Raw genomic sequence first — 25539 nt, forward strand, 5'->3', positions numbered from 1 at the left:
CCTGCCGCATGCTAAGCGGCTTCGGCCAGCGCAGCCTGGATGGCGGCGGTCAGGGTCTCGTATTCGAAGTCGGCGTCGTGACGGACGCCGTTGATGAAGAATGTCGGCGTGCCATTCACGCCGCTGCGGACGCCGCCGGCAAAATCGCGCTTCACCTTCTCCTGGAACTTGCGCGATTCGCTGTCGTTGACGAAACGCTTCATGTCCAAGCCCAACTCCTCGGCGCCGGCGACGATGTTCTCGCTGCTGAGGTCGTCCTGATTCTCGAACAACCAATCGTGCATCTCCCAGAACTTACCTTGCGCGCCGGCGGCTTCAGCGGCTTCCGCGGCGAGCTGGGCGTGGGGATGAGCGTTCGCGAGCGGGAAGTTGCGGAAGACGAAGCGCAGGTCATCGCCGAACTCCTCCTGCAACTGCTTGACGATGGGATAGGCGTGCCCGCAGTGTGGGCACTCATAGTCGCCATACTCCACCAGGGTAACGGCGGCGGTGGCTGGGCCTTGCACATGGTCGTCTGCGCCAACCGGTACTCTGAGTGTGGTCATGATGCCTTCTTCCGCTTGCTCTGCATCTCTTCGAGGGCTTCGAGGATGCCATCGGCGCCAGGATTCACGGCGACGGGCGAGCAGTAGCTCCAGGTGATGATGCCTTCAGGGTCGATGACAAAAAGCGCGCGCTCGGTGATGCCTTCCTGCTGGCGGTAAGCCCCGTATTTCCGCGCGACCTCGCCTTTGGGTTCGAAGTCGGAGAGCAGCGGGAAGTGCAGCTTGTTGGTGCGGGCGTAGGCGGCGTGGCACCAGGCGCCGTCGACCGAGATGCCGAGGAGCTCAGCCTTAAACTTCTGGAACTCGGGAAGGATCTCGTTGTAGAGCGCCATCTGGTCGCCGCAGACCGGGCTCCAGTCGGCGGGATAGAAGGCGAGCACGACGGGCTGGCCGCGCAACTCGGAGAGTGAAAGCGTTTGGTCAGGAGTGACGTGCAGGGTGAAATCAGGAGCCTTGGTGCCGGCCGGCAGGATTTGAGACTGAGGCATTCCTCACCTCGGGCGAAGCGAGAGTCGAGAGGACGCTCGGGAGCGTCCTCTCGCTAAAGCATAAATACTACGCCGCTTTGTCCGAGCCTGCATGCGGTGAGGCAGGCTGTGAAGATGGTTGCGACGAGGCCGATCCCGATAGTAGCTTGAGAGACGCTATGGCCAAGCGAGGGAAGCCGCGGACCACCGGACCGCGGACTGACGAACCGCGGACTGAAGAACCGCGGACTGAAGAACCGTCGATGTCCGATCAGGAGATCGACGCCAACCTGGAAGAGTCGTTTCCGGCGAGCGATCCACCCTCGTGGACGCTGGGCGTGGATCCCGAGCACCGTGCCGCGAACAAGAAAAAGAAGCCGGAGCGGCCAGGCAAACAAGGCAAGAAGTGACGACAGATCCTCCGCGCCTGCGGCGGGGCGCGAAGGATGACGAGACACAGCTATTGGTTGATGTTCGCGTGCGATATCCAGACCCAGCCCGCGGACGTCTTCTGCCAGACGCTCATGTGCGGGTTCGCCTTACCGGCCTGCGACTTCCCGTCGATGACCTCATCGCTCGCGGCACGGTAGGTGATGATGAGCAGGTCGCCCGAACGCGTGACCTTGAAGTCGGTGAAGGTGGGCGCCTTGGTCATGTGAAGGTTCTTGATGAGCTCGAGTTCGCCGGCGCGGTCGCGCGCGCCATCGGAGTGCAGGGATTGAAAGTGCGGCGCGATGTGCGCGCCGAGGGACGCCCAGTCTTTCGCCACCATCCAGTCAAACATCTGGCGTTCGAGCTTCTCGGCGGTGGCGGCGCCGGAATCCTTAGCGGTTGCAGTGGAGACGGCGAGCGTGAGGGCGAGTGCGAGCAGAAAGAATTTGGTTTTCATGGCGGGGGAGGATAGCACCTCCGCGACCGTTTGGTCAGCTGCGGGACCGATACCCCAGCTGGCGAAATCGCTGGGGCCCCTCGGTCACTCAGCATGACCCTGCTAAAAGGCGTTGCAGGCGTGTCCTACTCCATTTTGCGCAGCGGGACGAGCGCGGTCAGGCGTGGATCGCGCAGATAGAGGCCGAGCCAGACCAGGACTCCCATGGTGACCGCCATCGGCCAGCCCGGGTCGTTGATCCGGACATGGGTGGCGACCGCGCCGCCGAGGTATCCAGTCATCAGGATGGCGCCGAGCACCGCTGTCTGTGGTATGGCGTAGATGAGCGCCGAGCCGATCTCGAGGATGGAGATGAGCAGGATGGATTCTTCCTGGTAGCCGAATTTCTTCATGCCCTCGACGACTTGCGGCGGTTTGCCGAGGCTCATGATGCCGCCGCCGATCATGAACAGGACAGGGATGGCGGAGAGGACGCGGCCGGTCCAGAGCTTGCCGCGGGATGGTTGCGTCGCAGTATTCATGTGACCTCGCTAGAAGATTGATGTAACGGCGCTGCGTTGGGCTTCAGTTTCTTCTCGCTTCGGGTGAGCGGGGTCGCCCGCCTCCCCCACGAATTTGCCTAGGGCTTTGGCTTTTCGGCGCCGTGGCCGTGCGGCTTGTATTGCTCGGTCCCGGTCTTGCTGTGGGTGACGTCGTCGTAGAGCGCGTCGATCCAGTCCTCGCTCTTGATGAAGCGCCCGCCGTACGTCTTCTCCCAGGCCGCGAGCAGCTTCGCCTGCTTCATCTGCGCGGGTGTCTGTTTCTTGGCGACCGCGGCGGCGACGACGGCGCGCGTGTCTTTCATCATCTGGATGAAGGTGCGAACGTCGGCGGCGGTGGAGAGTGGGCCGTGTCCGGGAATGAACTTGGCGTCAGCGGGGACGGTGGCGAGGACTTTCTCACACCCGGCGATCATGCCCGAGACGGAGCCGCCGTTCTCGACGTCGACGAAGGGAAAGCCGTAGGTGACGAAGTCATCGCCCATGTGCACCACATTGGCCTTGGGAAAGAAGATGACGCTGTCGCCATCGGTGTGGCCGGCGGGGAAGTGGATGGCGCGGATGTCCTCGCCGTTCAGGTGCACGGTGAGGCGATCGTTGAAGGTGATGATGGGGAGCGCATCCTTGGGCGCGGGCGGCGTGGGTCTGTTGAACTTCTTGATTTCCGTGCCGGCGGCGAGGCGTTTGCGCACGTTCTCCTGCGCGATGATGGTGGAGCCCGACTTGGCCATCAACTCGTTCCCGCCGGTGTGGTCGCCGTGATAATGCGTGTTGAGGATGAAACGCACCGGCTTGTCGGTCACGGTCTTGAGCGCGGCCTGGAGCTTAGGAACGAGGGGAGCGAATTCGTCGTCGATGACGACGACGCCGTCCTCGCCGATGGAGGCGCCGATGTTGCCGCCGGCGCCGATCAGCATGTAGACGCCGTCCGCGACCTTCTGCACTTTGATCTCGACCTTGCTGAAATCGTCTTGCTGGGCAGCGGCTACGCCGACGAGAGCGCACAGCACGAAGAGGACTATGAGTTTGCGCATACGTTCTCCTGTTGTGCTCTTGTTGTGAAGAGCGGAAGTCTAGCAGACCCCTACGGCGTGTAGCTGGCGGGGTCTTCGCCTTCGTGTCCGGCGGGAAGCAGGGGCGCGGGCTTCAGGTCGTAAGGCAGCTCGAGGTCAGCCCAGGTCGCCACCGAATCCACTTCGAGCTTGGCGACGTTGCCGTAGAAAGCCATCTTGGTGACGTAGGCGCCGGCGTCGTCGGATGAGGTCTCGGAGTAGGAGGCCGGTTCGAGCTGATGTCCGGCGGCGTCATAGGCGCGGACGGGATGCAGAGCGCCGGAGACGTCGGGGACTTGGAGGGCTTCCTTGTCGAGGTTGACGAAAGGTCCGTTGATCTTCACCGCGTACTCTTTCGCGCCGGGCTTCAGCGGAGTGAAGGTGCGGGTGGTCACGGCCAGCGGATACTTCAGCTTGACCTTGCCGGTGACGTGGGCAAACCCGGCGATGACGTCGTTGTTGTCGGGGACGCGGAAACGGATCTCGTCGGAGAAGCGCTCATCGTTGTAGCCGCCGCGCTCGATCTCGACGGTGACCGGCTCGCCGGCGTCGTTGGCGAGGGTAGGGTCGGGGAAGTCGATCGTGCTGTAGACGCTGTTGCCGACCTTGGGAAGGAGCAGGCGCACTTCCGGCGTGTTGTATCCGAACATCGCGTAGCTGCGCGCGGGAACGATCTTGATGGCGTCGCGCAACTCGGCATCGGTGAAGGTTTTGAAGGTGTGCGGGACTTCTTTGGCGAACTTCGGCTTGGCGGTGAGCTGGGCGCGCGTGGGGAGTTGGGCGACGCCCGAGGCGCACAGGAACATGAGGATGGCAAGCAGTCCGTAGCGGCGCATGCGTTATCTCCTTAAGGGATGGCGGGCGCAATTGTACGCCGTGGGTAACCGAGTCCGAAGGCTTCCGCTTCTGCGCGCATCGGTTTAGCATCGAATGAGCATGGAGACCCCGGCACTGCTGCGCTCGTTGCGGTACCGCAACTACCGGCTGTTCTTTACCGGGCAACTCATCTCGCTGATCGGCACGTGGATGGACACCGTCGCCGAAGCGTGGCTCGTCTACCGGCTCTCGCACTCTCCTTTATTACTAGGCGTGGCGGCATTCGCCAGCCAGATCCCCGTTTTCCTGCTTGCGCCCATCGGCGGGCTGATCGCCGACCGCTACGACCGGCGGAAGATCCTGATCTGGACGCAGGCGCTGAGCATGGTGCAGGCGATGATCTTGGCCATCCTGACGCTCACGCACGTGGTGACCATCTGGCACGTGATCGTGCTGGCGGCGGGACTCGGCATCGTGAACGCCATCGACATGCCGACGCGCCAGGCCTTTGTGGTGGACCTGGTGAGCCGCGACGACCTGATGAACGCCATCGCGCTGAACTCCTCGATGTTCAATGGCGCGCGCGTGATCGGCCCGGCGGTGGCGGGCATCATCGTAGCGGCCATCGGCGAAGGCTGGTGCTTCTTTGCCAACTCGGTGAGCTACATCGCGGTAATCGCCGGATTGTGGATGATGACGAACGGGCCGAGCGCCTACCCGCGAGCGGCGCACGAGGGCGCCCTACTGCAGATCAAGGAAGGCTTTCGCTTCGTGATGGGCGAGAAGCCGGTGCGGGCGCTGCTGTCGCTGCTGGCGGTGGTGAGTTTGTTCGGGATGTCGTATTCCGTCCTGATGCCGGTATTCGCCGACCAGGTCCTGCACGCCGGCCCGCGCGGGCTGGGCCTGCTGATGGGCTGCGCGGGCATCGGCGCCCTGGGCGGCGCGATATCGCTGGCACTGAAGAAGGAAGTGAAAGGACTGGGACGCTGGATCGTGCTGGGCGCGTGTGGATTCGGAGTGGCGCTCATCATCTTTGGCCAGTCGCGGATGACATGGCTCTCGTGCGCGGTGCTGCTGGGTGCGGGCTACGCGATGATGGTGCAGATGTCGTCGTCGAACACGCTCATCCAGTCGATGGTGCCGAACCACCTGCGCGGACGGGTGATGGCGCTCTACACCGCCACCTTCATGGGCATGGCTCCGGTGGGGGCGCTGCTCAGTGGCACGCTGGCGCAGCATATCGGCGCCTCGTATACCGTCGCATTCGGAGGAGTGGCGTGCATCGTGGCGGGAGGCTTGTTCGGCGTGGTGCTGCCCTCGCTGCGGCCGCTCGCGCGGCGGCTGATCGTGGCGCAGCAGGCGGAGGCGGCGGCGCCGACGCAGCCGTGAACGAGTTGCGAGTAGCTCAAAAAGCGGTATGATTTGGGGCTCTCCCTTGCAGTCTGTGCGTTTCGCAGTCCACCAGGAGCGACATTTGGACGAGACGACACCGCAATCAAAATCCGAGATCGCGCGGCGCTTGCCGCGACATGACACCGACAACCGCGTGGTGCTGACGGTGCCGAAGGCAGATGGGCCGGAGAAGGTGCGCGGGCGCGCCTCGAACATCAGCGAAGCCGGGTTCGGCGTGGTGCTGGCGGGCGAACTGCAGATCGGCGACGTGGTGCAGGCCCGGCTGGTGCTGCAGGCGCTGGCCGATCCGCTGGAGGTGACGGCGCAGGTGAAGAACCGTCATGGCTTCAGCCATGGTTTCGCGTTCGTGAACATCACGGCGGAGCAGCGCCGGACGGTGATGCGCTACCTGCGCGCAGCGTCCCATGAAGACACCATGAGCCTGGAAGACGCGCATGCGATGAACGCCCAACATGCGGCTGACCCGGAGGAGACGACAGCGAAGCTCCGCTTCTCGCCGGAGGCATACGCGCCCAAGCCGGACGGCCACGAGTCGACGGACGCGAGGGAAGAGAAGCGGGATGGCGGCGAGTAATCCGTTACCGGACCCGAAGTGGAAGAACGCGCGCAGCTTTCCGCGCTTCGCCACCGACCTGCCGGTGCAGGTCGAGGTGCTGGGCGGAGGCGAGACGCTCGCGGGACGTCTGCTGGACATCGGACTGGGTGGCGCTTGCGTGCTGCTGGAGGCGAGCGGTCTGCCCGCGCGCCAGAAGGTGGTGCTGGAGTTCCGTTTCCCGATGAGCTCCGCGCCGTTGCGGCTGCGCGCGACCTTGCGGCATCGCCATCGTGAGGATCATTACGGGTTTCAGTTCGTCGAGGTGCGGGGCGAGGAGCGCGAGACGATCCGGCGCGCGTGCGCGGGACTAAGGATCGTCTAGCGGGTCTTTTGTCAGTGGCAGGACAGCCAAGATGCTTCGTCGCTGCCTGGCCGGCGGGAAAAAGCGCGCCCTCGCGATGCTCCCCTCTGCATGACCCATCCTAAAAGAATGATTGTGGCGGGGAATGACAGGGCGGCACGCATGACCGAAAGCTGCCGGATGTGTTAGAAAAGTTAGCGGAAGCCAAACGGAGGAAACCTTGACGAGCAGCACGGGTCGTCCCAAGCCAAAGGTGTTGGTGGTCGACGACGCACGCGTGATCGCCGATACGCTAGCCATCATCCTGGGACAGAATGGCTATGATTCCACCGCCGCCTACACCGGCCAAGAAGCGGTGGAGAAGGCCAAGGCGGTGCAGCCCGACCTGGTCATCAGCGACGTGATCATGCCCGACATGAATGGCATCGAGGCAGCGATACAGATCCGGAGGATGCTGCCCAAGTGTAAGATCCTGCTGTTCTCGGGACAGGCGGCCACTGCCGACCTGCTGGAGAATGCGCGGCAGCAAGGCCATGAGTTCGAGATCCTGGCAAAGCCGGTGCATCCGGCAGACTTGCTGGCAAAGTTAAAGAGCTAGGTGTTAGTTCTGAGCTGCGAGTGGCCGCGAGAGCGGCCATTTTTGTTTTGGGAGCGAAGCATCTTAAGGGTGTGAGATGCTTCGTCGCTGTTCGGCGGCTGGAGAAAACGCGGCCTCACGACGCTCCTCAGCCTGACCCTTCAAGAAGGTAGTCAGAGTTCGCGGCGGCCTTCCATGGCTTTGAGCATGGTGACTTCGTCGGCGTACTCGATGTCGGAGCCGACGGGGATGCCCATGGCGATACGCGTCACTTTCACGGTAGGACGCTTGATCGTCTTCGAGAGATACATCGCGGTGGCTTCGCCTTCGACGGTCGGGTTGGTCGCGATGATGACTTCATCGACCTCGCCCTGGTCGATGCGTTTCGTCAGGTTCGAGATGCGGAGATGCTCCGGGCCCACGCCGTGCAGCGGCGAGATGGAGCCGTGCAGTACGTGATAGACGCCGTTGAAGTGGCGCGTCTTCTCGATGGCCGCGATGTTGGTGGGCTCCTCGACCACGCAGACCAGCCGCAGGTTGCGCGTGGGGCTGGTGCAGTAGGTGCAGGGATCGACGTCGGTGATGTTGTTGCAGATGGAGCAGAGGCGGAGTTTTTCCTTGACGTCGCGGACGGCGGCGGCGAGGGCCTGCGCGTCATCTTCGGATGAGCGCAGGATGTGGAAAGCGAGGCGTTGCGCGGACTTCCCGCCGATGCCGGGCAGTTTCTTGAGCTCGTCGATGAGGCGGGACATGGGTTCGGCGAATTTAGACATCACATTCCTGGCATGCCCATGCCGCCGAGCATGCCGCCGACGGTGGACTTCATCTCGTCATCGATCTTGCGGGCGGCTTCGTTGATGGCGGCGAGCACGAGGTCTTGCAGCATCTCGACGTCGCCGGACTTGACCACCTCGGGATCGATGGTGATGGCGAGCAACTGTTTCTGTCCGTTCATGCGGACGCGGATGCTGCCGCCACCGGCGGTGGCGTCGATCACCGTCTCCTGCATCTTCTTCTGCAGCGACTCGTATTGCTGTTTCGCCTGCGACATCAGGCGTTGAAGGTCGAACCCACCCATGGTTATTTAGCCTCTAAAGGCGAAAAGGCCTTTTTCTTTAAAGCTAAAACGAGTTACTTCTTGTTCCTGTGGTCGATGACGCTGCGGATCTCGGCGTTGAACTTTTCCTGCATGCGGCGGACGACGGGCTCGTCGGCCGCGCGTCCGCGAGGCGGCGCAGCGGACGGCGCCTGCGGGTTGGCAGTGGATACGTTGCCACCTTTGGCGCGGTCGCCGTTGGCGGGCGTGCCGCCACCATTCGCGGCGTCGGCGTTGGTATTGGCGTTGGCGCTGCCCACGCCGACGACCTTGATGCGCAGCAGCCGGCCGGCGGCTTGGTTGACCGCGGCAGTCAGCAGGCGCTTGGGCTCGGGCCCGAGCGCCATCTCTACGATGGTCGGAGACTTTGGGACGTCGATGACGAGCTCGCCCGCGGCAAGCCTCCATTCGCCTTCGCTGAGCATGTAGGCGAGGGTGCGCTGTCCGGCTGACTCGAGCGCGGCGACGATCTTTTGGCGGAGTGAATCGGGCGACAAGTCGGCGGGTTCCGGAGGCGGCTCCGCGAGGCCAACGGCAGTCGCGGCGGCCGGCCGGGCGCTACTCGGTTCCGTCTTTGCTTCGGACTTCGTCTCCGACTTCCGCGCGCGGTCGGCTTCGAAGGGCGAGACGCGCGGCGGCGCAGCGTCACGCGGCTTGGCGGCGGATGTCGCGCCCGCCGCTACAGCCGGCGGGACGCCGGCGCTAAGGGTCGGCGCGGGGAGTGAAAGCGAACGCGCCGGCAGCGCGGCGCCGCTCAGCCACTGCTCGAGCGGCAGCAGGCGCTGCGCGTGGACCATCTTCAAGATGCCAAGCTCCAAGTGGAAGCGCTGTTCCTGGCGGTAGCCCAGCTCGTCGTGGGTGCGAAGCATGATGGCGAGGAAGCGCGAGAGGTCTTCTTCCGAGAACTTTTCGGCGATGCGCGCGACGCGCGCACGTTCGTCCGCCGATATCTGGAGCAGCGGAGAATCGCTGCTCGCGACCTTGGCGACCACTGCGTTGCGCAGGAAGCGGACGAGCTGGCGGGCGAAGTGTGTAGGACTCTGGCCTTCGGTGGTGAGCTTGTCGATGAGGCGCAGCGCGTCGTCGGCCGAGTTGTGACCGATGGCGTCCATGACCTGCTCGAGCGTCTCGGCCGGCACCGCGCCCACGAGCTCGCGGACGAGCTCGGCGGTGAGCGTGTTACCGCAGCAGGCGATGGCCTGGTCCATGATGCTGAGCGCGTCGCGCATGGAGCCGTCGCCGGCCTCAGCCAGCACGGCGAGCGCGTTGTCGTCGACTTTGATCTTTTCCTGCTTCGCGATGTCGCGGAGCTGGGTGACAATGTCCGCGAACTTGACCGCGTGAAAGCTGAAGTGCTGACAGCGCGAGCGGATGGTCTGCGGGATGTCTTCGGGCTGCGTGGTCGCCAGCATGAAGACGACCCACGGCGGCGGCTCTTCCAGCGTCTTCAAGAGCGCGTTGAAGGCGGCCTCGGTGATCTGGTGAGCTTCGTCGAGGATGAAGATGCGGTAGCGATCGCCGCGCGCGGGCTGGCCTTCGCTGGTGGCGATGATGCTGCGGACCTCATCGATGCCGCGGTTGGTGGCGGCATCGATCTCGATCACGTTCATGGCGCCGACCGCGCCCTCGCGGATCTCGCGGCAGGAATCGCATACGCCGCAAGGCTCGGCCTGCGGTCCGTTGCCGGCCTTGCAGTTCAGCGCCATGGCGAGGATGCGCGCGACGGTGGTCTTGCCGATGCCGCGGTGTCCCGAGAAGATGTAGCCGTGGGCGATGCGAGACTGAGCGATGGCGTTCATCAGGGTGCGCGTGACGTGTTCCTGACCAATGACGTCAGAGAACTTTTGCGGACGATATTTGCGCGCGAGGACCTGGTAGCTCATGGGGAATCTTGATTATAGCTTGGCTCGGAGTCGCGTCATGGCCTAGATCCCGGTTGCGATAGGGGTTCTTCGACTCGGTCGCCGCGGCGACCTCGCTCAGCATTGACAGGTGCGGCCACGGTGGCGGGCGCGAAGGATGACACTCCGACCCAGTGCGGTGGCTTGCTTGCAAACAGCGGTCGGGAGTCATAGGATGTGCGTCCTGTACTGCCGTTCACCCCTTGTCGGCAGGAGGTTGGGAAATGAGCTTGAAAATAACCACCAAGCAGGCGGATGGCGTGGCGGTCGTCCACTGCAATGGCAGGATCGTGTTCGGGGAAGAGGCCGCCAGCCTGCGCGAGCAGGTGAAGAACCTGCTGACCACGCAGAAGAACATCGTGTTGAACCTGGGCGGCGTGAGCTACATCGATAGCGGCGGGCTCGGCACGCTGGTGGGCCTGTACACCTCGGCGCGCGCGGCCGGCGGCGACATCAAGCTGGCGAACCTGACGCAGCGGGTGGGCGATCAACTGCAGATCACCAAGCTGGTGACGGTGTTCGAAGTCTTCGACAGCGAAGAAAAAGCTGTCAACTCGTTCAAGACCGCCGCGACGGCATAGCGGTATCCCAGCCCAGATGCTTCGTTTCTGCTCGCGAGTGGAGAGAACGCTCGCTCGCCCGCCGCGGCGGGCTCCTCAGCATGACCCAGCAATAGGATCTGTTCCAGACATCAAGCCGCAGTCCGCTGCGGCTTTTTCTTTGTGGCGAAAGTGGTCTTGGCGGCGGCCTGCTTGCGTTTTGCCTCGCGGGCCAGCCGCTTGAGGCGCGCGACCTCCTCGAGCTCATACATCGTCCCGCGGCAATCCTTTGCCCCGCAGTAGCAGGGGGCGCCGTTGAGGTCGTCCCCGTCGTAGAGGTTGTAGTCGTAGGTAAGTTCTTCCTCGGGCGCGATGTCGCGGATGGCGACGATCCAGACGCGTCCGTCGATCTCGTCAGTCTCGCAGTTGGGAGCGCAGGAGTGATTGACGAAGGCGGCCATGCCGTGACCGTCGATGATCTGCTTGTCGCCCTCCATGCCGAAGAGATAGGTGGATGACTGGCCCGCATAGAGATGGACGCACTCTTCCGGCTTGAAGCGCGGGCCGGTGTATTCGACCACCAGGGTCCCTTTCGCGATGGGTGCGGTGGTGTAGCAGCCGGCAGCGTGGATCTGCGACGAGCGGATGATGAGTCCCATAGGCCCGATGATCGGATGCCATCCCAGCTCGGAGAGTTCGAACGGCGCCGGCGGGATCAGACTGGTCAATCTTGGCATTGGTGTTTGGCGACGTGCTGCTCGATGGCGGTGGCGGCACGGTTGATCTTGCGTCGCAGGAACCCATCGTAGTCGAAGGCGTTGGGACGGTCGGGACGCGCGAGATCCTTGCGCTCGCGCGCCTTGTTGCGACGGTCTTCGAGCTCCTTGCGGAGCGCCTGGGCTTCCGAGCGCAGGCGGATAAGTTCGTCACATTCCATAGGAGGCGGAATTATAACGCGGTCAGCGGCGGCAGTAGCGCTGCAGGTCGGGCGGCGGAAGCTTCGGGATATCTTCGAATTCACCCGGCCATCCAGCACGACCGCGGCCGTTGGTGCGAAAGCGGGTTAGGGTTTTTGCGGTTGTGCCGGGTCGACGATCAAACCCGTCCGCGGCGTGACGCCGGGAACGGTGGGTGTGCGGTTGACCACGCCGACCTCGGAATCGGCCAGTGAGATGTTGTTGTGTTCGAGCGTCAAGCCAGTCACGCGATCGAGCTCGACTCGCGACTTCTCATACGCCGTCATAGCCAGGACGACGTTCGATGCCGACTGCGCCAGGTCGCGCTGCGCCTGCAGCACGAGCGTGTTGGTGGAAGCGCCGAGCGCGTACTTCTTCTGTTCGGCTTCGAGCGATTGCTGGGCCAGATCCTGACCCTTCTGCGCGGCCTCGACGCGAGCGCGGTTCTGTTGCAGCGCGTACTGCGTGTTGCGCACCTCGATGGAGACCTGGTTCTGGAGCTGCTGCAGGCGCATCTGCGCCTGGCGGTATTCCAGCTCGGAGCGCACCTGGTCGGCCTGCGCGGCGCGATTGCGGATGGGGATGGTGAGGCTCATGCCCACGCCGTAGTCGGGGAAGTTATTGGTGAAGAGCTGGTGGAAGGATTGCGGGAAGCCGGTGCGCTGGATGGAGCCGATGGGGATGCAATTCAGCGGATCTGCAGTGGGTTGCCCGCAAGTGTTACCGATGTTCTGTTGTCCGCCGAGGCCGGCGGCGCCATACCAGGCGTTGAGATCGGCGCTGGGCAGCAGGGCATTGCGCGCGGACTTCTTGGTGATGTCGCGGTTGGTGAGGTCGATGCGGGCCTGCGCCAGTTCGGGGCGGTGTCCGAGAGCGTCTGTGATGAGGTCCTGCGTAGGCACGACGGGCTCCTGCTCGGGCACGGCCATGGTGTCAGTCGGCACGACGGGCGCGACGGCGAGCTGCGGGTCGGTCAGGTTGCGGCTGATGGCATTCTTCATCAGCAACTGCTGCAACTGCAGGTTGGTCTGCGAGACGATGAGGTCTTGCTGGCGCGTGGCGGCCTCACTCTCCGCGCGGGTGATCTCGATGGGCGCCAGGGTGCCGATCTCGACCTGCTTCTTGTTGTCGGAGAGCGTTTTGTTGGCCAGATCGAGCGAACGTTGCTTCACCTTGACGTCTTCGTAAGCGTTGACCAGGTCCCAATAGATGTTCTGGATCTGCGAGACCGTGGTTGCGACCTGGAGACGGAAGCCGACGTCGGAGATCTCGCGGTTGTTCTTGGCGATGCGGATAAAGCGGCGGTTGGTAGAGCCGAAGCCGGCCAGCAAGTGCTGGCGCAGGGCCGCGCGGAAGTTGGAGTTGACCTCGGGCACCAGCGTGGTGAACAGGCTGTTTGTGGCCTGGCGCTGGTTGTTGAAGCCGACGCTGAGTGCGGTGCCGGTGCTCCATCCCTGAAAGTAGTTGAAGTTGGCGGTGGTGTTGTTCTGCCGCACATTGGCCACGCCGGTGGTCACAGTGTTGGCGGTGGGGAAGGTGGCGTGTTCCACGCTCAGGCTCGCGCCCAGGATGGGGTCGAAGGAATCGACCGCGGTGCCGGCGCCGAGGGTGGAAGAAACCAGGCCGCCGGTGCCGGTGCCCGCGCCGCCTGCGCCCGAGCTGGTGCCGCCGGCGCCTGCTCCGGAAGCTCCGGTACCGAAGCCGCCGACGCCGCCGCCGGGAGTGCCTTGCACCAGGCCGCTGGCGACGCCGCGGGTGGAGCCGCCGGAGTTGGCGCGCAACACGTCGGTATCGGCGATGGAAAGGTTATAGCGCGCGATGGCGAGATCGAGGTTGTTCTCGAGCGCGAGCGCGATGGCGTCGCTCATCGAAAGATAGAGCGTGCCGCCGCGCATGAGCTGGTCGATGCGCGGAGTGTTGGAGAAGGAAGGCTCGGGAACCTCGCGGCCGATGTACGGGCCGATGACGGTGGGGAAGTGCGAGCGCGGCTTGGAGTAATCCTGCAAGGCGGCGCGCACGGGCTGCGGCGTGGCAGCTTGCGTCTGGGCGGCGGTCGAAGGAGCGGCAGGCGTGGTGTCCTGCTGGGCGGCGGCGGGCGCGGCGAGCGGTCCCAGCCCGATAACGAGCGCGAGCGTGAACGCGAGGGCGCGGTGCGCAGCGGGCGCGGTGAAGTCGTAGAGCGAGCGAGTCGGCATTCCCTTGTCTCCCATCATCATTCTGAAGAATCTCATCATTAATACTGTGCTGTTCCGGCGGTGTTACCCAGAGATCTGCTGCGGTGAGCTTCCTTACAGACTACCTAGAGCTGAAATCGTCAACGAGTTATACGCATTCGAGGGGCGGCAAGTTCCGTTTTCTGAGCGCCCTCGGAGGAACGCGCGTGCCCGCAAACGAGTGTCCAGTGGAAGTGGCATAGTATAAACCAGCGCTACCTTCTTCGAGGGGCGCGGAACGCTACTCGCCGCGGCGCTGCGCATCAAGGCCCGGGCGCTGGGCATTCGACGCGCTGAGAGGGTCCGCGGTTGGGAAAAATCTTTCCCAGGAGCGATTCCTAGAGAACGATGCGCGTGGAAAGAAACCTCAAACTCACCCTGGCATATGACGGTAGCGACTTCCATGGCTGGCAGGTACAGCCGGGGAAGCCGACCGTCCAGGGCGTGTTGGCCGAGGCGTTGGCCAGAGTCACGGGCGTTAAGGCAAGTGGAGAGAACGAGCTGCCGCAGGGCTCCGGCAGGACGGACGCGGGGGTCCATGCGCTGGGACAGGTGGCAACGGTGCGAACCGCAAGCCCGATCCCGGCGGAGAACCTGGTCATCGCGCTGAACGATGTTTTGCCGAAGAGTGTCCGCGTGCTGGGGGTGGAGGAGGTAGGGGACGACTTCCATGCGCGCCGGTCCGCGAAGGCGAAGACCTATCGCTATCGCATATGGCGGGGAGGGATATGTCCGCCCCTCCTGGCGCGGTACGTGACGCATCATCCCTATCCGCTGGACGAGCAGGCGATGGCGGAGGCGGCGGGCGCGGTGGTGGGCGAGCATGACTTCACCTCGTTCGCGGCGGTGGATGCCGAGAAGAATGACGAGAAGGGCAAGGACGACGAGCCGCGGACGGGACTCCGGACGGGAGTTCGGACCAACGTCCGGAAGATCTTTTCGTCCGCCTTCCGGAGGGAAGGCGAGGAGTTGGTCTACGAGATCCGTGGCAGCGGCTTCCTGCACCACATGGTGCGGAACCTGGCTGGGACATTCCTGCTGGTGGGCAAAGGGACGCTCGCGCCGGCAGATGTCCGCGCCATCCTGGAGAAGAAGAGCCGGTCGGCGGCGGGAGCGACGGCGCCGGCAGAGGGACTCTACCTGGTGAGCGTGGAGTATTAGGTTTCTTCGGCTGCGATGCCCGAGGGGGCTGCGCTCAGCCGATGGTGCCGCCGGCGGCTCTGGCCTGGGTGTCCGTAGCGGCGCTGAGGCGGCGGTAAGCGAAGGCGCCGCGCACACCGGTGATGAACATGAGTGTAAGGAAGATGCCCAGTGGCAGGCTCGCCGGGCTGGTGTCTTGGGTCATCATGCTGATGCGCTCGAGGATAAAGAGGACGAGGGCGATCACGGCGGCGGTGCGCGAGAAGCGGCGCAGGAAGATGCCGAGGACGAGGAAGATGGCGGCGTCTACGAGCGCCCATCCGCTGATGCCGGGAATGACGGTCGTGCCAGCGAGGGCGATGCCGGCGACGATAGCAGTGAGTCCGGCGATGAAAAAAGCGGCGCCGGCCGCGGTGCGGCAAGCTTTCTTGGCGGATTCCAGATCGGTGACTTCCGGCCAGAACGGGTTTGCCATGGGCGCCTCTTTGGATCGGGCTGCGCGAAAAGTGGCGTGATGGTACTGCCGCCGGGAGCGGAGTTCAAGCGGCAGCATCGGGTACAATCGACTTTTACGGAAGCGAAGCTCGCAGCGTCGGAGAGAAGCGATGGCTGGTTCCGATACCACGGTGGTCGTCCCGCAGTTGCCCAACCACAAGACCAAGCTGAAGAAGCCGGGGCAGCGCTCGTGCAACGAGAAAGACGCCAAGGGCAAACTCTGTGGTGGGCACTTGAAACGCTGGTTCTACATGGCCGACGTGAAAGAGCAGGAGTGCGGCGACATCGAGCGCCAGCTCGGGCCGGACGCAGAGATCTATCGCTGCGAGCATTGCAAGACACTGTACTTTCCGAATCCGCAGGAGCCGGGCGCGCTGAACGTGGCCGGGCGGGGAAGCATCTCGGATTTCGGGCTGACGGTGGCGCCGAAGGGCGACAAGGCGAAGACGTAGGCTCCTTCGGTCATGAAGCACCATCACCTCATCTACGACTGGAACACGCAGCATGCGGCGCTCAAGCCGGGCGGACGGCGCGTGCTGCTGAATGACGAGTCGCTGCGCGACGGACTCCAGTCGCCATCCGTCAAGGATCCCGCCATCGAACAGAAGATCGAGATCCTTCACCTGATGGAGGGGCTGGGCATCAACATGCTCGACATCGGATTGCCGGGCGCCGGTCCGCGAGCGTACGGTGACGTGGAACGGCTGGCGCGCGAGATCGCGCGCGCGCAGTTGAAGATCAAGCCGAACTGCGCCGCGCGGACGCACAAGAACGACATCACGCCGGTAGCGGAGATCTCGCAGAAGGCGGGCATCGCGATCGAGTGCGCCACGTTCATCGGGTCGAGCCCCATCCGCCGCTACACCGAGGATTGGTCGGACGACTTCCTGCAGAAGACCACCGCCGACGCGGTGACCTACGCGCGCTCGCTCGGCCTCGATGTGATGTACGTCACCGAAGACACCTCGCGTTGCGATCCCGCGACGGTGAAGCGGCTCTACACCACGGCGATCGAGTGTGGCGCGCGCGCGATCGCGGTCTGCGATACCTGCGGGCACGCGACGCCAGATGGCGTTCGCGCGCTGATCACGTTTGTGATGAATGAAGTGGTCGAGCCTTCGGGCGAGAAGATCCGCGTGGACTGGCATGGCCACTGCGACCGCGGCCTGGCCATCGCGAACTCGTTCGCCGCGCTCGAAGCAGGCGCGGATTGCGTGCACGCATGCGCCATCGGCATCGGCGAACGTGTGGGCAACACGCAGATGGACCAGATGCTGGTGAACCTGAAGCTGATGGGCGTGTCGCCGTGGCTGGAGCAGGACCTCTCGAAACTGAAGGAGTATTGCGAGAAGGTGTCGCAGTACACGGGCGTGCCCATCCCGAAGAATTATCCGGTGGTGGGAGCGGACGCCTTCCGCACCGCGACCGGCGTGCACGCTTCGGCGGTGATCAAGGCCATCAAGAAGGGCGACCGCGCGCTGGCCGACGAGGTCTACTCGGGCGTGCCGGCGAGCGAGTTTGGGATGACGCAGACGATCGAGGTCGGCCCCATGTCGGGGAAGTCGAACATCATCCATTGGCTGGAGACGCGCGGCATCCCGCTCGCGGATGTGGTGATCGAGCGCATCTATCAGCGCGCGAAGCAGTCCGACCGTCTGCTGACCGAAGCGGAGATCATGGAGTGCTGCCAGGAGGCGGCGAAGTCTTCTTAGCTCAAGTCCCTACGAAGAACACCCAAGATGCTTCGCGACCGATACCCGCGCTGGAGAGAACGCGCGGGGCCCTCGGTCACTCAGCATGACCCATCTTTAAAATCGGCCGTCCTTCGGCAATCCATCTGCTACCTAGCTATAGTAGTCAGCCTGATGGCAGCCACGCGCACCGACGCCGCCGCACCGCCACTCACCCCGCAGCAGGAAGTGGCGCGGGTGGCCGGCGCCGACGAATTCCACGCGGGCATAAACTGGCTGCGCGCGCACACCCGCGAGATCGCCGAGCGCCAGATGGAGCTCACCGCGATCGCGGCGCCTCCGTTCGGCGAGGCGAAGCGCTCGGCGTGGCTGGCGGAAAAGTTCAAAGAGATCGGGCTGACCGAGGTGAAGACGGACGAACTGGGGAACGTCTTTGGTATACGGCGCGGGGGCAAGAGCGCCCCGGGAAAGCCTGAGAAGTACGTCGCAGTGACGGCGCACATCGATACCGTGTTCGCGGCGGGAACGAAGATCGACGTCCGGCGTGAAGGGACGAAGCTTTACGGGCCGGGCATCAGCGACAACGGCGCCGGGGTGAGCGCGCTGCTCGCCGTGGCACAGGCGTTCGACGCGGCCAAGGTGAAGCTGGGAATGCCGATCGTCTTCATCGGGAACGTGGGGGAAGAGGGTGAGGGCGACCTGCGCGGGATGCGTCACATATTTGCCGGGCCTTGGAAAAATAAGATCGCGTACACGCTGGTGGTGGACGGCGCGGCCACCGACACAGTCATCGCGCAGGCGCTGGGCAGCCGGCGCTTCGAAGTGACGGTGCGCGGCGCGGGTGGCCATTCGTGGAGCGACTTCGGCGTGCCCAATCCCATCGTCGCGCTGGCGCGCGCGGTGGCAAAGTTTGCGGCCACGCCCGTGCCGGCCGATCCCAAGACCACATTCAACATCGGAGCGATAAGCGGTGGGACAAGCGTGAACTCGATCCCGGAGTCGGCAACGATGCGAGTGGACCTGCGGTCGGCGTCGGCGGAGGAGATCGAGAAGCTCGAAGCCGCGTTACGGCGTGCGGTGCTCGAGAGCGTTGCCGATACCAAACCGGCGCAAGCGGGACAGGCGGCGCTGAGTTATGAGATCAAAGCCATCGGGAGCCGTCCGGCGGCGGAGTTGAAAGAGGATGCGCGCATGCTGCAGGTCATCCGTGCGGTGGACGCGCAGCTGGGGAACACGGCGCGGATGCAACGGGCGTCCACCGACGCGAACATCCCGCTCGCGCTGGGGATGGAGGCGCTCGCGATCGGGGCGGGCGGTGCTGGCGGCGGCGCGCACACGCTGCATGAGTGGTATGACACCACCAACCGCGACCTGGGCCTCAAACGGATCGTGCTGACGGTGATGACTCTGGCGGGGGTGGAATGAAAATGCTTTCCGCCGCGGATGGACGCGGGTGGGCGCGGATAGTTCTTTTCCTTTTCTTTTTGGCAGCGGTCGGTTTGGCGCAGACGAAGCAGACGGCGGACGTGATCTACGTCAATGGCAATGTGTACACAGGGTCGAAGTACGACGCAGAGTATGGCCGCGCGCACACTGTAGGGAATGTACCCGCGCAATCGTTGGCGGTTAAAGAGGGCAAGGTTATCGCCGCCGGGCGTAATGCCGATGTGGAGCGACTGCGAGGCAGCGGTACCAAGGTCATCGATCTGCACGGCGCGTTCGTTATGCCGGGGTTCAACGACGCGCACGTGCATCTTGCGAATGCCGGCTTCGAGAAGCTGAACGTGAACCTGATCGGCTCGACGTCCCTCGACGACATGAAGCAGCGCATCGCGGCCGCGGCAAGAGAGCGTCCCGCGGGCGAGTGGTTGCAAGGGCGCGGCTGGGACCACACGAAGTGGTCGAGAGTCGGAGGTGGGGACGCAACTCTCCCCACGCGGCAGGACCTCGACGCGGTCACAGGGGACCATCCGGCGATATTCACGCGCGTGGACGGACACATCGCGATCGCGAACACGGCTGCGCTGAAAGACGCAGGTGTGACCAAGACGACGAAAGCTCCAAGCGGCGGGGCGATCGATGTGGACGCGCAGGGTGAGCCGACAGGGATACTGCGCGAGGGCGCGCGCGACCTTGTCTACTCCAAGATCCCAGCCCCAACGCCGGTGCAGCGGCGGCGCGGGCTCGAGCTGGCGCTGGCCGACGCGGTCGCGCACGGCATCACCAGCGCGCAGGACAACTCCGAGTGGGCCGACTTCCTCGTCTTCGAAGAACTGGAGCGTGAAGGCAAGCTCACGCTGCGCGTCACCGAGTGGCTGCCGTTCCGGGCGGACCTGAAGTTGTTGGGCGAGCATCGCGCGCGCCATCCGCAGGCCGACCCTATGTTGCACACCGGCATGCTGAAGGGGTTTATGGACGGGTCGCTGGGATCGCGGACGGCGGCGCTGCTCGTGCCCTACTTCGACGATCCCAAGAACACAGGCCTGCCCCAGTTCAAGGAGCATGACCTCGAAGAGATGACGCGGGACCGCGCCAACGCCGGCTTCCAAGTCGGCTTCCACGCCATCGGCGATCGCGGCGTGGCGCTGGCGCTGGCAGGATTCGGTGAAGCGTGGCGCGAATGGCACGAGCGCAAAGGGAATCGCGGCAAGGAGCCCGACTTCCGCTTCCGCATCGAGCATGCGCAGGTGGTGGCGCCCAGCCAGTTCCAGGAGATGCGCGAACTTCGTGTCATCGCCAGCGTGCAGCCGAACCATCTGCTGACCGACATGAACTGGGCGGAGGCGCGCATCGGAGCGGAGCGCGCGAAGACGTCGTATCCGTGGCGCGAGTTCTTGCAGAACAAGATTCCCCTCGCGTTTGGGACGGATTATCCGGTCGAGCCCATCACGCCCTTCCGCGGACTCTATGCCGCGGTCACCCGCAAAAGTGAAGACGGGAAGAAGACGTACTATCCCGAGCAGAAGCTGACCATCGACGAAGCCATCGCGGCTTATACGACCGGCGCGGCGTATGCCGAGTTTGCGGAGAAAGACAAAGGGACGCTCGAGCCGGGCAAGCTCGCTGACTTCGTGGTGCTCGATCGCGACATCACCAAGGTGGCGCCGGAGGAGATACTGAAGACGAAGGTGCTGCGCACGGTGGTGGGCGGGAAGACGGTGTACGAGGCGAAGTGATTTGCCGATTTGAAATCGAGGAGCCCCAGAGTTAGTATCACCGGTCGGAAGCCATGCCGCAGAATTACATCCCGATATTCCTATTCATGGTGGTGGCGCTGGCGATCCCGGTGGTGACGCTGGTGATCGCGAAGGCGGTGCGTCCGGATAATCCGCACGCCGCCAAGCTGATGCCGTATGAGTGCGGCATCGATCCGGTGGACTCGGCGCGCGGTCGCTACACCGTGCGGTTCTACATCGTGGCCATCCTGTTCGTGGTGTTCGACGTGGAGACCATCTTCCTGTTCCCGTGGGCGGTGCAGTTCAAGATGCTGGGCTGGTTCGGGTTCGTGGAGATGATGACCTTCCTGGCCATCCTGGTGGTTGGATACGTGTGGATATGGAAGAAGGGCGCGCTGGAATGGGTGTAGCCCATTGTCGATCCACGATCTTCGATTTTGACGATTTTCGGGGCGGCTGAGGCCGCCCCGTTGTTGTTTCGTGCTGCGTTGACACTCCACATTCAAGCTGTTAGAAAGTAAGGTTCTTCCACGATTTCTGCGGTTGGCAGTCAACAGTGAATGGCTGACGAAACCAAACGCACTCCCTCGGACCAGCAAGGCGCGCAAGGCGGAAGCAAGCCGCCGGCCGACAAAGCCGCTATTCCACAAACTCCCGCAGCAGCGACGCATCCCGCGCCGCCGCCCAAGCCGACCGGGCCGGCAGCGACGCCGTGGGAGCACGAGCGCGTTGCGCGGCTGAAGTCCGCATACGGCTCAGGGATCAAAGACGCGCTGACCTACCTCGGACAGAACTACCTGGTCGTCAATAAAGAGTCCGCCTTCGAGGTGCTGCGCACGTTGCGCGATGACGAGCACTTCGAATATCTCGTCGACGTGACGTGCGTGCATTATCCCGACCGCGAAGAGCCCTTCGAAGTGGTGTGGATGCTGTATTCGTTCGCGAAGAACGAACGCATGCGGGTAAAAGCTTCGTTCAAGGATGGCGAGAAGGCAGCGAGCGTAGTGGCGTTGTGGCCGACGGCGAACTGGCTGGAGCGCGAGGCTTTCGACATGTTCGGGGTGGAGTTCGACGGACATCCTGACATGCGGCGCATCCTGCTGCCGGATGGATGGAAGGGACACCCGCTGCGCAAGGACTACGGCATCATCCAGCAGGATAAAGAGTGGGTGCAGATCAATCTCGGCATCGAGAGCGGGCAATAGCGCTACCTATGGCTGAGATCCTCAAGAGCGAGCAGAGCGCGAGTTCGGTGAAGCACCTCGAACTGGAGGCGACGCCGGCGCCGGCGTATCTCGATTCCGATGAGCTCATCCTGAACATGGGCCCGCAGCATCCGTCGACGCACGGCGTGCTGCGCGTGATCCTGAAGCTCGATGGCGAGAAGGTGATGGGCACCGAGTGCGTGATCGGTTACCTGCACCGCGGCGTGGAGAAGATCGCGGAGCACCGCACTTACGCGATGTTCAATCCCTACGTGGACCGCATGGATTACGTGGCTGCGGTCTCGAACGGGCTGGGTTACTGCGAAGCGGTGGAGAAGTTGATGAATGTGGAGGCGCCGCCGCGCGCGCAGTACATCCGCGTGACCCTCGCCGAGCTGAACCGGATGGCGAGCCACATGCTGTGGCTGGGAACGCACGCGCTCGATATCGGCGCCATCACGCCGCTGTTCTACACCTTCCGCGACCGCGAAGAGATCCTGAAGATATTCGAGAAGTATTGCGGCGCGCGCCTGACCACACACGCCTTCCGCATCGGCGGCTGCCTGTATGAGACCTACGATGGCTTTGAAGACGAGGTCCGCAGGTTCGTGAAGTTCGTGCGTCCGAAGATCGATGAGTACGAGACGCTGCTGACCACGAACCGCATCTGGGTGGAGCGCACCAAAGGCGTTGGATTCATCTCGGGCGACGATTGCAAGGCGATGGGCGTGACCGGGCCGGTGCTGCGCGCGAGCGGAGTGAAGTGGGACATCCGGAAGGCGCAGCCCTACTCGGGCTACCAGGATTTCGATTTCGATATTCCCGTGGGGACGAACGGCGACACCTACGACCGGTACCTGGTGCGCATCGCGGAGATGCGGCAGTCGTTGCGGATCATCGAGCAGGCGGTGGAGAAGCTGCCCGAAGGTCCGGTGATGGCGAAGGTGCCGAAGGTGGTGAAGCCGCCGGTGGGCGAGATCTATCACAGCATCGAGAGCCCTAAAGGGGAGCTTGGATATTTCATCGTAAGTGACGGCAGCACACAGCCTTACCGGATACGCGTGCGTCCGCCCTCGTTCGTGAATCTGCAAGCGCTCGACATGATGGTGCGCGGCGCGCTGGTCGCGGACGTGGTCGCGGTGATCGGGACGATCGACATCGTGCTGGGGGAGGTCGATCGCTGATGCCGCAGTGGGCGCAAAGCACGCTCGATTACCTGAAATCGAATGGCACGCCAGGTTGGTACGCCGACCCGGTTGCCGCCACAATCTGGGCGGTCATTTATATCCTCCTTATATTCACGGGCGTGTCGATCGCGGTGATCGCGATGAACTGGCTGGAGCGGAAGATCCTGGCGCACATGCAGGTACGGCTTGGCCCGATGCGTGTTGGTCCGCACGGATTGCTGCAGCCGATCGCAGACGCGCTCAAACTGCTGATCAAGGAAGACATCATGCCGTCGGAGGCCGACAAGGTCGTCTTCTGGCTGGCGCCGGTGACGGTAGTGATCACGGCGTTCACGGTGTACATCGTGATCCCGTTCGGGCCGCAGCATGCCGTCACGGACATGAACATCGGCTTGCTCTTCATGCTGGGCGTGTCGTCGATCAGCGTACTGGGAATCATCATGGCGGGATGGGCGTCGAACTCGCACTATCCGCTGATGGGCTCGCTGCGCTCGAGCGCGCAGATGGTGAGCTACGAGATCGCGATGGGCATGGCGGTGGTCTCGGCCGTGCTGATGACGAGCTTCAAGGGTGGTGGGAACTTCCTGCAGCAGATCTACGGCACCGGCGGCCCGAGCGTCGGGACGCTGAGCATGATCGGCATCGTGCGCGCGCAGGAGATGCAAGGCACGTGGTTCGTGTTCAAGTTCTTTCCGCTGGGACTGATGGCATTCTTCATCTTCGCGGTGGCAATGGTGGCAGAGACCAACCGCGCGCCCTTCGACCTGCCGGAAGCGGAGTCGGAGCTGGTCGCCGGATTCCATACCGAATATTCCGGATTCCGCTGGTCGCTGTTCTTCCTGGCTGAGTACGCGGCGATGATCGCGGTATCGTCGATCGCGGTGACGCTGTGGCTGGGGGGATGGATGCGTCCGTTCAGCAGCTGGCGCGGGCCGGAGGTCAACATCCCGCACTACTGGTCGGGCGGCGCGATCGACCTGGCGTTCGCACTGCTCCCGGCGCTCACCTTCTTCGTGCTCGCGCTGATGTCGTTCATCGGCACGGTAAGGATGCCGAAGCTTCCCGCGTTCCGGATCCAGACCATCGGACTGGCCGGCTTCGCGGCGGCGCTGGGATTCATCGGACTGGTGCTGCTCGAGCCGCACGTGCGCGACCGCATCCAGGATATCTACTGGTTCTCACTGAAGGTCGCGGTGTTTATGTACATGTACATCTGGTATCGCGGCACGTTCCCGCGCTACCGCTTCGATCAACTGATGCACTTGGGATGGAAGTTCATGATCCCGACGGGGATCGCGGTGCTCATCCTGACGGCCGTGCTGGGGGTCCTGCTATGACCATGAAGAAATTCCTGCGCAAAGTCCTGCTGCTCGACCTGTTGCAAGGACTCTCGCTGACCTTCCGCTACCAGGATCCGAAGGAGATCTACACCGAGCAATATCCGCTGCAGCGTCCCGAGGTGGCGGAGCGCTATCGCGGCGCGCCGCGGCTGAACGTGAATCCAGACACCAACGAGACGCTGTGCATCGCATGCGACCTGTGTGCGCTGGCGTGTCCGGAGCATTTGATCGTGGTGACGAGCGAGCGCAACGAGAAGACGCGCCGCAAGGAACTCACCACGTTTACCTACGACCTGAGCCGGTGCATGTTCTGCGGGCTGTGCGAGGACGCGTGCCCCACCGACGCGCTCGAACTGACGCAGGATTTCGAGTTGGCAAGCTACACGCGCGAGGGCGCGATTTGGGACCGGCAGACGCTGGAGCAAGGTCCGCAGCCCACTGTCTATAAGAAGTAGCGGCAGCTTGAAGGATTTGTAATTGGGTAATTGGGTAATTGGGTAGTTAGGTTCCGGTTGAATCACCCAATTACTAAATAACCCAATTACCAAGTGAGGTTTAATGCAGCCGGTAGCGACAACCTGGTTCTTCTACGGACTGAGCGCGATCGCCATCGTGAGCGCGCTGATGGTGATCATGCGCCGGAACCCGGTGCATTCGGCGATCGCGCTGGTGTTCACGTTGCTGTCCGTGGCCGGGCTCTACCTGATGCTGTACGCGCCGTTCGTGGCCGGCGTGCAGATCATCCTTTATGTGGGCGGCATCATGGTGCTGTTCCTGTTCGTGATCATGCTGGTGAACATCGATCGCAACCTGCGCGAAGAGCAATTCAACCGCCAGTGGCTGGTCGCTACTGTGGCCACGGTGGTGCTGGCCGCGCTGTTCGGATACGTGTACCTGCACGGCCGGGCATTCTTTCCGGCCGCGGTGCCGCCGACGCCCGAGCAGGTGAACACGCAACAGGTCGGCATGATGCTGTACACGGCTTACATGTACCCGTTCGAGATCGCGTCCCTGCTATTGCTGGTGGCGATCATCGGCGCGGTGGTGATGGCGAAGAAGAGGATCTGATGGGCGAGATCAGCACCATCCATTATCTGGTGGTCGCGGCGGCGCTGTTCGCCATCGGGACGATCGGCGTGCTCACCCGGCGCAACGTGGTGATCATCCTGATGTCGATCGAGCTCATCCTGAACGCGGTGAATCTAAACCTGGTGGCGTTCTCGCGCATGTATGGCACGCTGCATGGGCAGGTATTCTCCATCTTTATCATCACCGACGCGGCGGCGGAGGCGGCGGTGGGGCTGGGCATCCTGATCGCGTTCTTCCGGAATAAAGAGACGATCAACGCGGATGAGGTCGATCTCTTAAAGTGGTGAGTTGCGAGTTGCGAGCTGCGAGTAGCCGAA

At 63.5% G+C, this 25539-nt stretch carries 31 protein-coding genes and 1 pseudogene; 19 read left to right on the forward strand and 13 right to left on the reverse strand.

What is annotated here, in order from left to right:
• Positions 1-11: 11 nt before the first annotated feature.
• Positions 12-545, reverse strand: coding sequence for a DsbA family protein (locus tag M3P27_09280; GenBank protein ID MDP9268498.1), 534 nt, complete (start codon positions 543-545; stop codon positions 12-14).
• The gene (locus M3P27_09285) at positions 542-1033 is read right to left on the reverse strand and encodes a redoxin domain-containing protein (GenBank protein ID MDP9268499.1); all 492 of its coding nucleotides are present in this window, start codon (positions 1031-1033) and stop codon (positions 542-544) included. Before M3P27_09285 ends, M3P27_09280 begins: the two co-directional genes overlap by 4 nt.
• A 242-nt stretch (positions 1034-1275) precedes the next feature.
• Between M3P27_09285 and M3P27_09290 the strand changes: the two genes are divergently transcribed.
• Positions 1276-1422 (forward strand): hypothetical protein, encoded by a 147-nt coding sequence (locus tag M3P27_09290; GenBank protein ID MDP9268500.1) that lies wholly within the window; start codon positions 1276-1278, stop codon positions 1420-1422.
• 50 nt (positions 1423-1472) lie between these two features.
• Here M3P27_09290 and M3P27_09295 read toward each other — a convergent pair whose 3' ends face one another.
• The 4 genes from M3P27_09295 to M3P27_09310 all read right to left on the reverse strand — a co-directional run bounded on the left by M3P27_09295 (position 1473) and on the right by M3P27_09310 (position 4328).
• On the reverse strand, positions 1473-1901 hold the full coding sequence (locus M3P27_09295; protein ID MDP9268501.1) for a nuclear transport factor 2 family protein: 429 nt from the start codon (positions 1899-1901) through the stop codon (positions 1473-1475).
• 125 nt (positions 1902-2026) lie between these two features.
• Complete coding sequence (locus M3P27_09300; protein MDP9268502.1) at positions 2027-2422, reverse strand: DoxX family protein; 396 nt, start codon at positions 2420-2422, stop codon at positions 2027-2029.
• Positions 2423-2520: 98 nt separating this feature from the next.
• Positions 2521-3474 (reverse strand): MBL fold metallo-hydrolase, encoded by a 954-nt coding sequence (locus M3P27_09305; GenBank protein MDP9268503.1) that lies wholly within the window; start codon positions 3472-3474, stop codon positions 2521-2523.
• A 50-nt stretch (positions 3475-3524) separates the two neighbouring features.
• Complete coding sequence (locus tag M3P27_09310; protein MDP9268504.1) at positions 3525-4328, reverse strand: hypothetical protein; 804 nt, start codon at positions 4326-4328, stop codon at positions 3525-3527.
• 94 nt (positions 4329-4422) lie between these two features.
• Between M3P27_09310 and M3P27_09315 the strand changes: the two genes are divergently transcribed.
• From M3P27_09315 to M3P27_09330, 4 genes are all read left to right on the forward strand, one after another.
• Positions 4423-5697, forward strand: coding sequence for an MFS transporter (locus tag M3P27_09315; GenBank protein MDP9268505.1), 1275 nt, complete (start codon positions 4423-4425; stop codon positions 5695-5697).
• Between the two features lie 85 nt (positions 5698-5782).
• Positions 5783-6295, forward strand: a complete 513-nt coding sequence (locus M3P27_09320) for a PilZ domain-containing protein (GenBank protein MDP9268506.1) — start codon at positions 5783-5785, stop codon at positions 6293-6295.
• Positions 6282-6638 carry a PilZ domain-containing protein gene (locus M3P27_09325; GenBank protein ID MDP9268507.1) on the forward strand — a complete coding sequence of 119 codons (357 nt, stop codon included), beginning with the start codon at positions 6282-6284 and terminating at the stop codon, positions 6636-6638. Before M3P27_09320 ends, M3P27_09325 begins: the two co-directional genes overlap by 14 nt.
• 199 nt (positions 6639-6837) lie before the next feature.
• Entirely contained in the window at positions 6838-7215 is a 378-nt protein-coding gene (locus M3P27_09330) for a response regulator (GenBank protein MDP9268508.1), read from the forward strand.
• Between the two features lie 152 nt (positions 7216-7367).
• Here M3P27_09330 and recR read toward each other — a convergent pair whose 3' ends face one another.
• From recR to dnaX, 3 genes are read right to left on the reverse strand one after another with little or no spacing between them, the layout of a single operon-like run.
• Positions 7368-7967, reverse strand: a complete 600-nt coding sequence (recR, locus tag M3P27_09335; protein ID MDP9268509.1) for a recombination mediator RecR — start codon at positions 7965-7967, stop codon at positions 7368-7370.
• Positions 7967-8272 carry a YbaB/EbfC family nucleoid-associated protein gene (locus M3P27_09340; GenBank protein MDP9268510.1) on the reverse strand — a complete coding sequence of 102 codons (306 nt, stop codon included), beginning with the start codon at positions 8270-8272 and terminating at the stop codon, positions 7967-7969. Before M3P27_09340 ends, recR begins: the two co-directional genes overlap by 1 nt.
• Positions 8273-8325: 53 nt before the next feature.
• A complete protein-coding gene (gene dnaX / locus M3P27_09345; GenBank protein MDP9268511.1) occupies positions 8326-10173 on the reverse strand; it encodes a DNA polymerase III subunit gamma/tau in 1848 nt (615 codons plus the stop codon).
• Between the two features lie 242 nt (positions 10174-10415).
• On the opposite strand from dnaX, the gene M3P27_09350 reads away from it, so the two are divergent.
• Positions 10416-10772 (forward strand): STAS domain-containing protein, encoded by a 357-nt coding sequence (locus M3P27_09350; protein ID MDP9268512.1) that lies wholly within the window; start codon positions 10416-10418, stop codon positions 10770-10772.
• A gap of 110 nt (positions 10773-10882) precedes the next feature.
• On the opposite strand, the gene M3P27_09355 is transcribed toward M3P27_09350, so the two are convergent.
• The 3 genes from M3P27_09355 to M3P27_09365 form a co-directional block, all read right to left on the reverse strand.
• Positions 10883-11467 carry an SET domain-containing protein-lysine N-methyltransferase gene (locus tag M3P27_09355; GenBank protein MDP9268513.1) on the reverse strand — a complete coding sequence of 195 codons (585 nt, stop codon included), beginning with the start codon at positions 11465-11467 and terminating at the stop codon, positions 10883-10885.
• Positions 11455-11667, reverse strand: coding sequence for a hypothetical protein (locus M3P27_09360; GenBank protein MDP9268514.1), 213 nt, complete (start codon positions 11665-11667; stop codon positions 11455-11457). Before M3P27_09360 ends, M3P27_09355 begins: the two co-directional genes overlap by 13 nt.
• A 126-nt stretch (positions 11668-11793) precedes the next feature.
• A complete protein-coding gene (locus M3P27_09365) occupies positions 11794-13236 on the reverse strand; it encodes a TolC family protein (protein ID MDP9268515.1) in 1443 nt (480 codons plus the stop codon).
• Between the two features lie 8 nt (positions 13237-13244).
• Between M3P27_09365 and M3P27_09370 the strand changes: the two are divergent.
• Both M3P27_09370 and truA read left to right on the forward strand, forming a co-directional pair.
• A pseudogene (locus M3P27_09370) lies at positions 13245-13487 on the forward strand (hypothetical protein).
• Positions 13488-14247: 760 nt separating this feature from the next.
• Entirely contained in the window at positions 14248-15060 is an 813-nt protein-coding gene (gene truA, locus M3P27_09375) for a tRNA pseudouridine(38-40) synthase TruA (GenBank protein ID MDP9268516.1), read from the forward strand.
• Positions 15061-15094: 34 nt separating this feature from the next.
• Here the strand turns inward: truA and M3P27_09380 are convergent, their stop codons facing one another.
• On the reverse strand, positions 15095-15514 hold the full coding sequence (locus M3P27_09380) for a hypothetical protein (GenBank protein ID MDP9268517.1): 420 nt from the start codon (positions 15512-15514) through the stop codon (positions 15095-15097).
• 130 nt (positions 15515-15644) lie between these two features.
• On the opposite strand from M3P27_09380, the gene M3P27_09385 reads away from it, so the two are divergent.
• The 11 genes from M3P27_09385 (at position 15645) to nuoK (ending at position 25509) form a co-directional block, all read left to right on the forward strand.
• Positions 15645-15986 carry a hypothetical protein gene (locus M3P27_09385; protein MDP9268518.1) on the forward strand — a complete coding sequence of 114 codons (342 nt, stop codon included), beginning with the start codon at positions 15645-15647 and terminating at the stop codon, positions 15984-15986.
• Positions 15987-15998: 12 nt separating this feature from the next.
• Entirely contained in the window at positions 15999-17246 is a 1248-nt protein-coding gene (locus M3P27_09390; GenBank protein ID MDP9268519.1) for a LeuA family protein, read from the forward strand.
• Between the two features lie 153 nt (positions 17247-17399).
• On the forward strand, positions 17400-18650 hold the full coding sequence (locus M3P27_09395; GenBank protein MDP9268520.1) for a M20/M25/M40 family metallo-hydrolase: 1251 nt from the start codon (positions 17400-17402) through the stop codon (positions 18648-18650).
• A 59-nt stretch (positions 18651-18709) separates the two neighbouring features.
• Positions 18710-20401: an amidohydrolase gene (locus M3P27_09400; protein ID MDP9268521.1), complete on the forward strand. Its 1692-nt coding sequence runs from the start codon at positions 18710-18712 to the stop codon at positions 20399-20401.
• A gap of 53 nt (positions 20402-20454) precedes the next feature.
• On the forward strand, positions 20455-20811 hold the full coding sequence (ndhC, locus tag M3P27_09405) for an NADH-quinone oxidoreductase subunit A (GenBank protein MDP9268522.1): 357 nt from the start codon (positions 20455-20457) through the stop codon (positions 20809-20811).
• A 150-nt stretch (positions 20812-20961) separates the two neighbouring features.
• Positions 20962-21606: an NADH-quinone oxidoreductase subunit C gene (locus tag M3P27_09410; protein MDP9268523.1), complete on the forward strand. Its 645-nt coding sequence runs from the start codon at positions 20962-20964 to the stop codon at positions 21604-21606.
• 116 nt (positions 21607-21722) lie between these two features.
• Positions 21723-22790: an NADH-quinone oxidoreductase subunit D gene (locus tag M3P27_09415; GenBank protein ID MDP9268524.1), complete on the forward strand. Its 1068-nt coding sequence runs from the start codon at positions 21723-21725 to the stop codon at positions 22788-22790.
• Positions 22790-24130 (forward strand): NADH-quinone oxidoreductase subunit H, encoded by a 1341-nt coding sequence (locus M3P27_09420; protein ID MDP9268525.1) that lies wholly within the window; start codon positions 22790-22792, stop codon positions 24128-24130. The genes M3P27_09415 and M3P27_09420 overlap by 1 nt, the downstream gene beginning before the upstream one ends.
• 2 nt (positions 24131-24132) lie before the next feature.
• A complete protein-coding gene (locus M3P27_09425) occupies positions 24133-24588 on the forward strand; it encodes an NADH-quinone oxidoreductase subunit I (GenBank protein ID MDP9268526.1) in 456 nt (151 codons plus the stop codon).
• Between the two features lie 103 nt (positions 24589-24691).
• A complete protein-coding gene (locus tag M3P27_09430; protein ID MDP9268527.1) occupies positions 24692-25201 on the forward strand; it encodes an NADH-quinone oxidoreductase subunit J in 510 nt (169 codons plus the stop codon).
• Positions 25201-25509: an NADH-quinone oxidoreductase subunit NuoK gene (nuoK, locus tag M3P27_09435; GenBank protein MDP9268528.1), complete on the forward strand. Its 309-nt coding sequence runs from the start codon at positions 25201-25203 to the stop codon at positions 25507-25509. Before M3P27_09430 ends, nuoK begins: the two co-directional genes overlap by 1 nt.
• Positions 25510-25539: the final 30 nt, after the last annotated feature.

It is taken from the genome of Acidobacteriota bacterium (assembly GCA_030774055.1).
GTDB lineage: Bacteria > Acidobacteriota > Terriglobia > Terriglobales > Acidobacteriaceae > JACPNR01.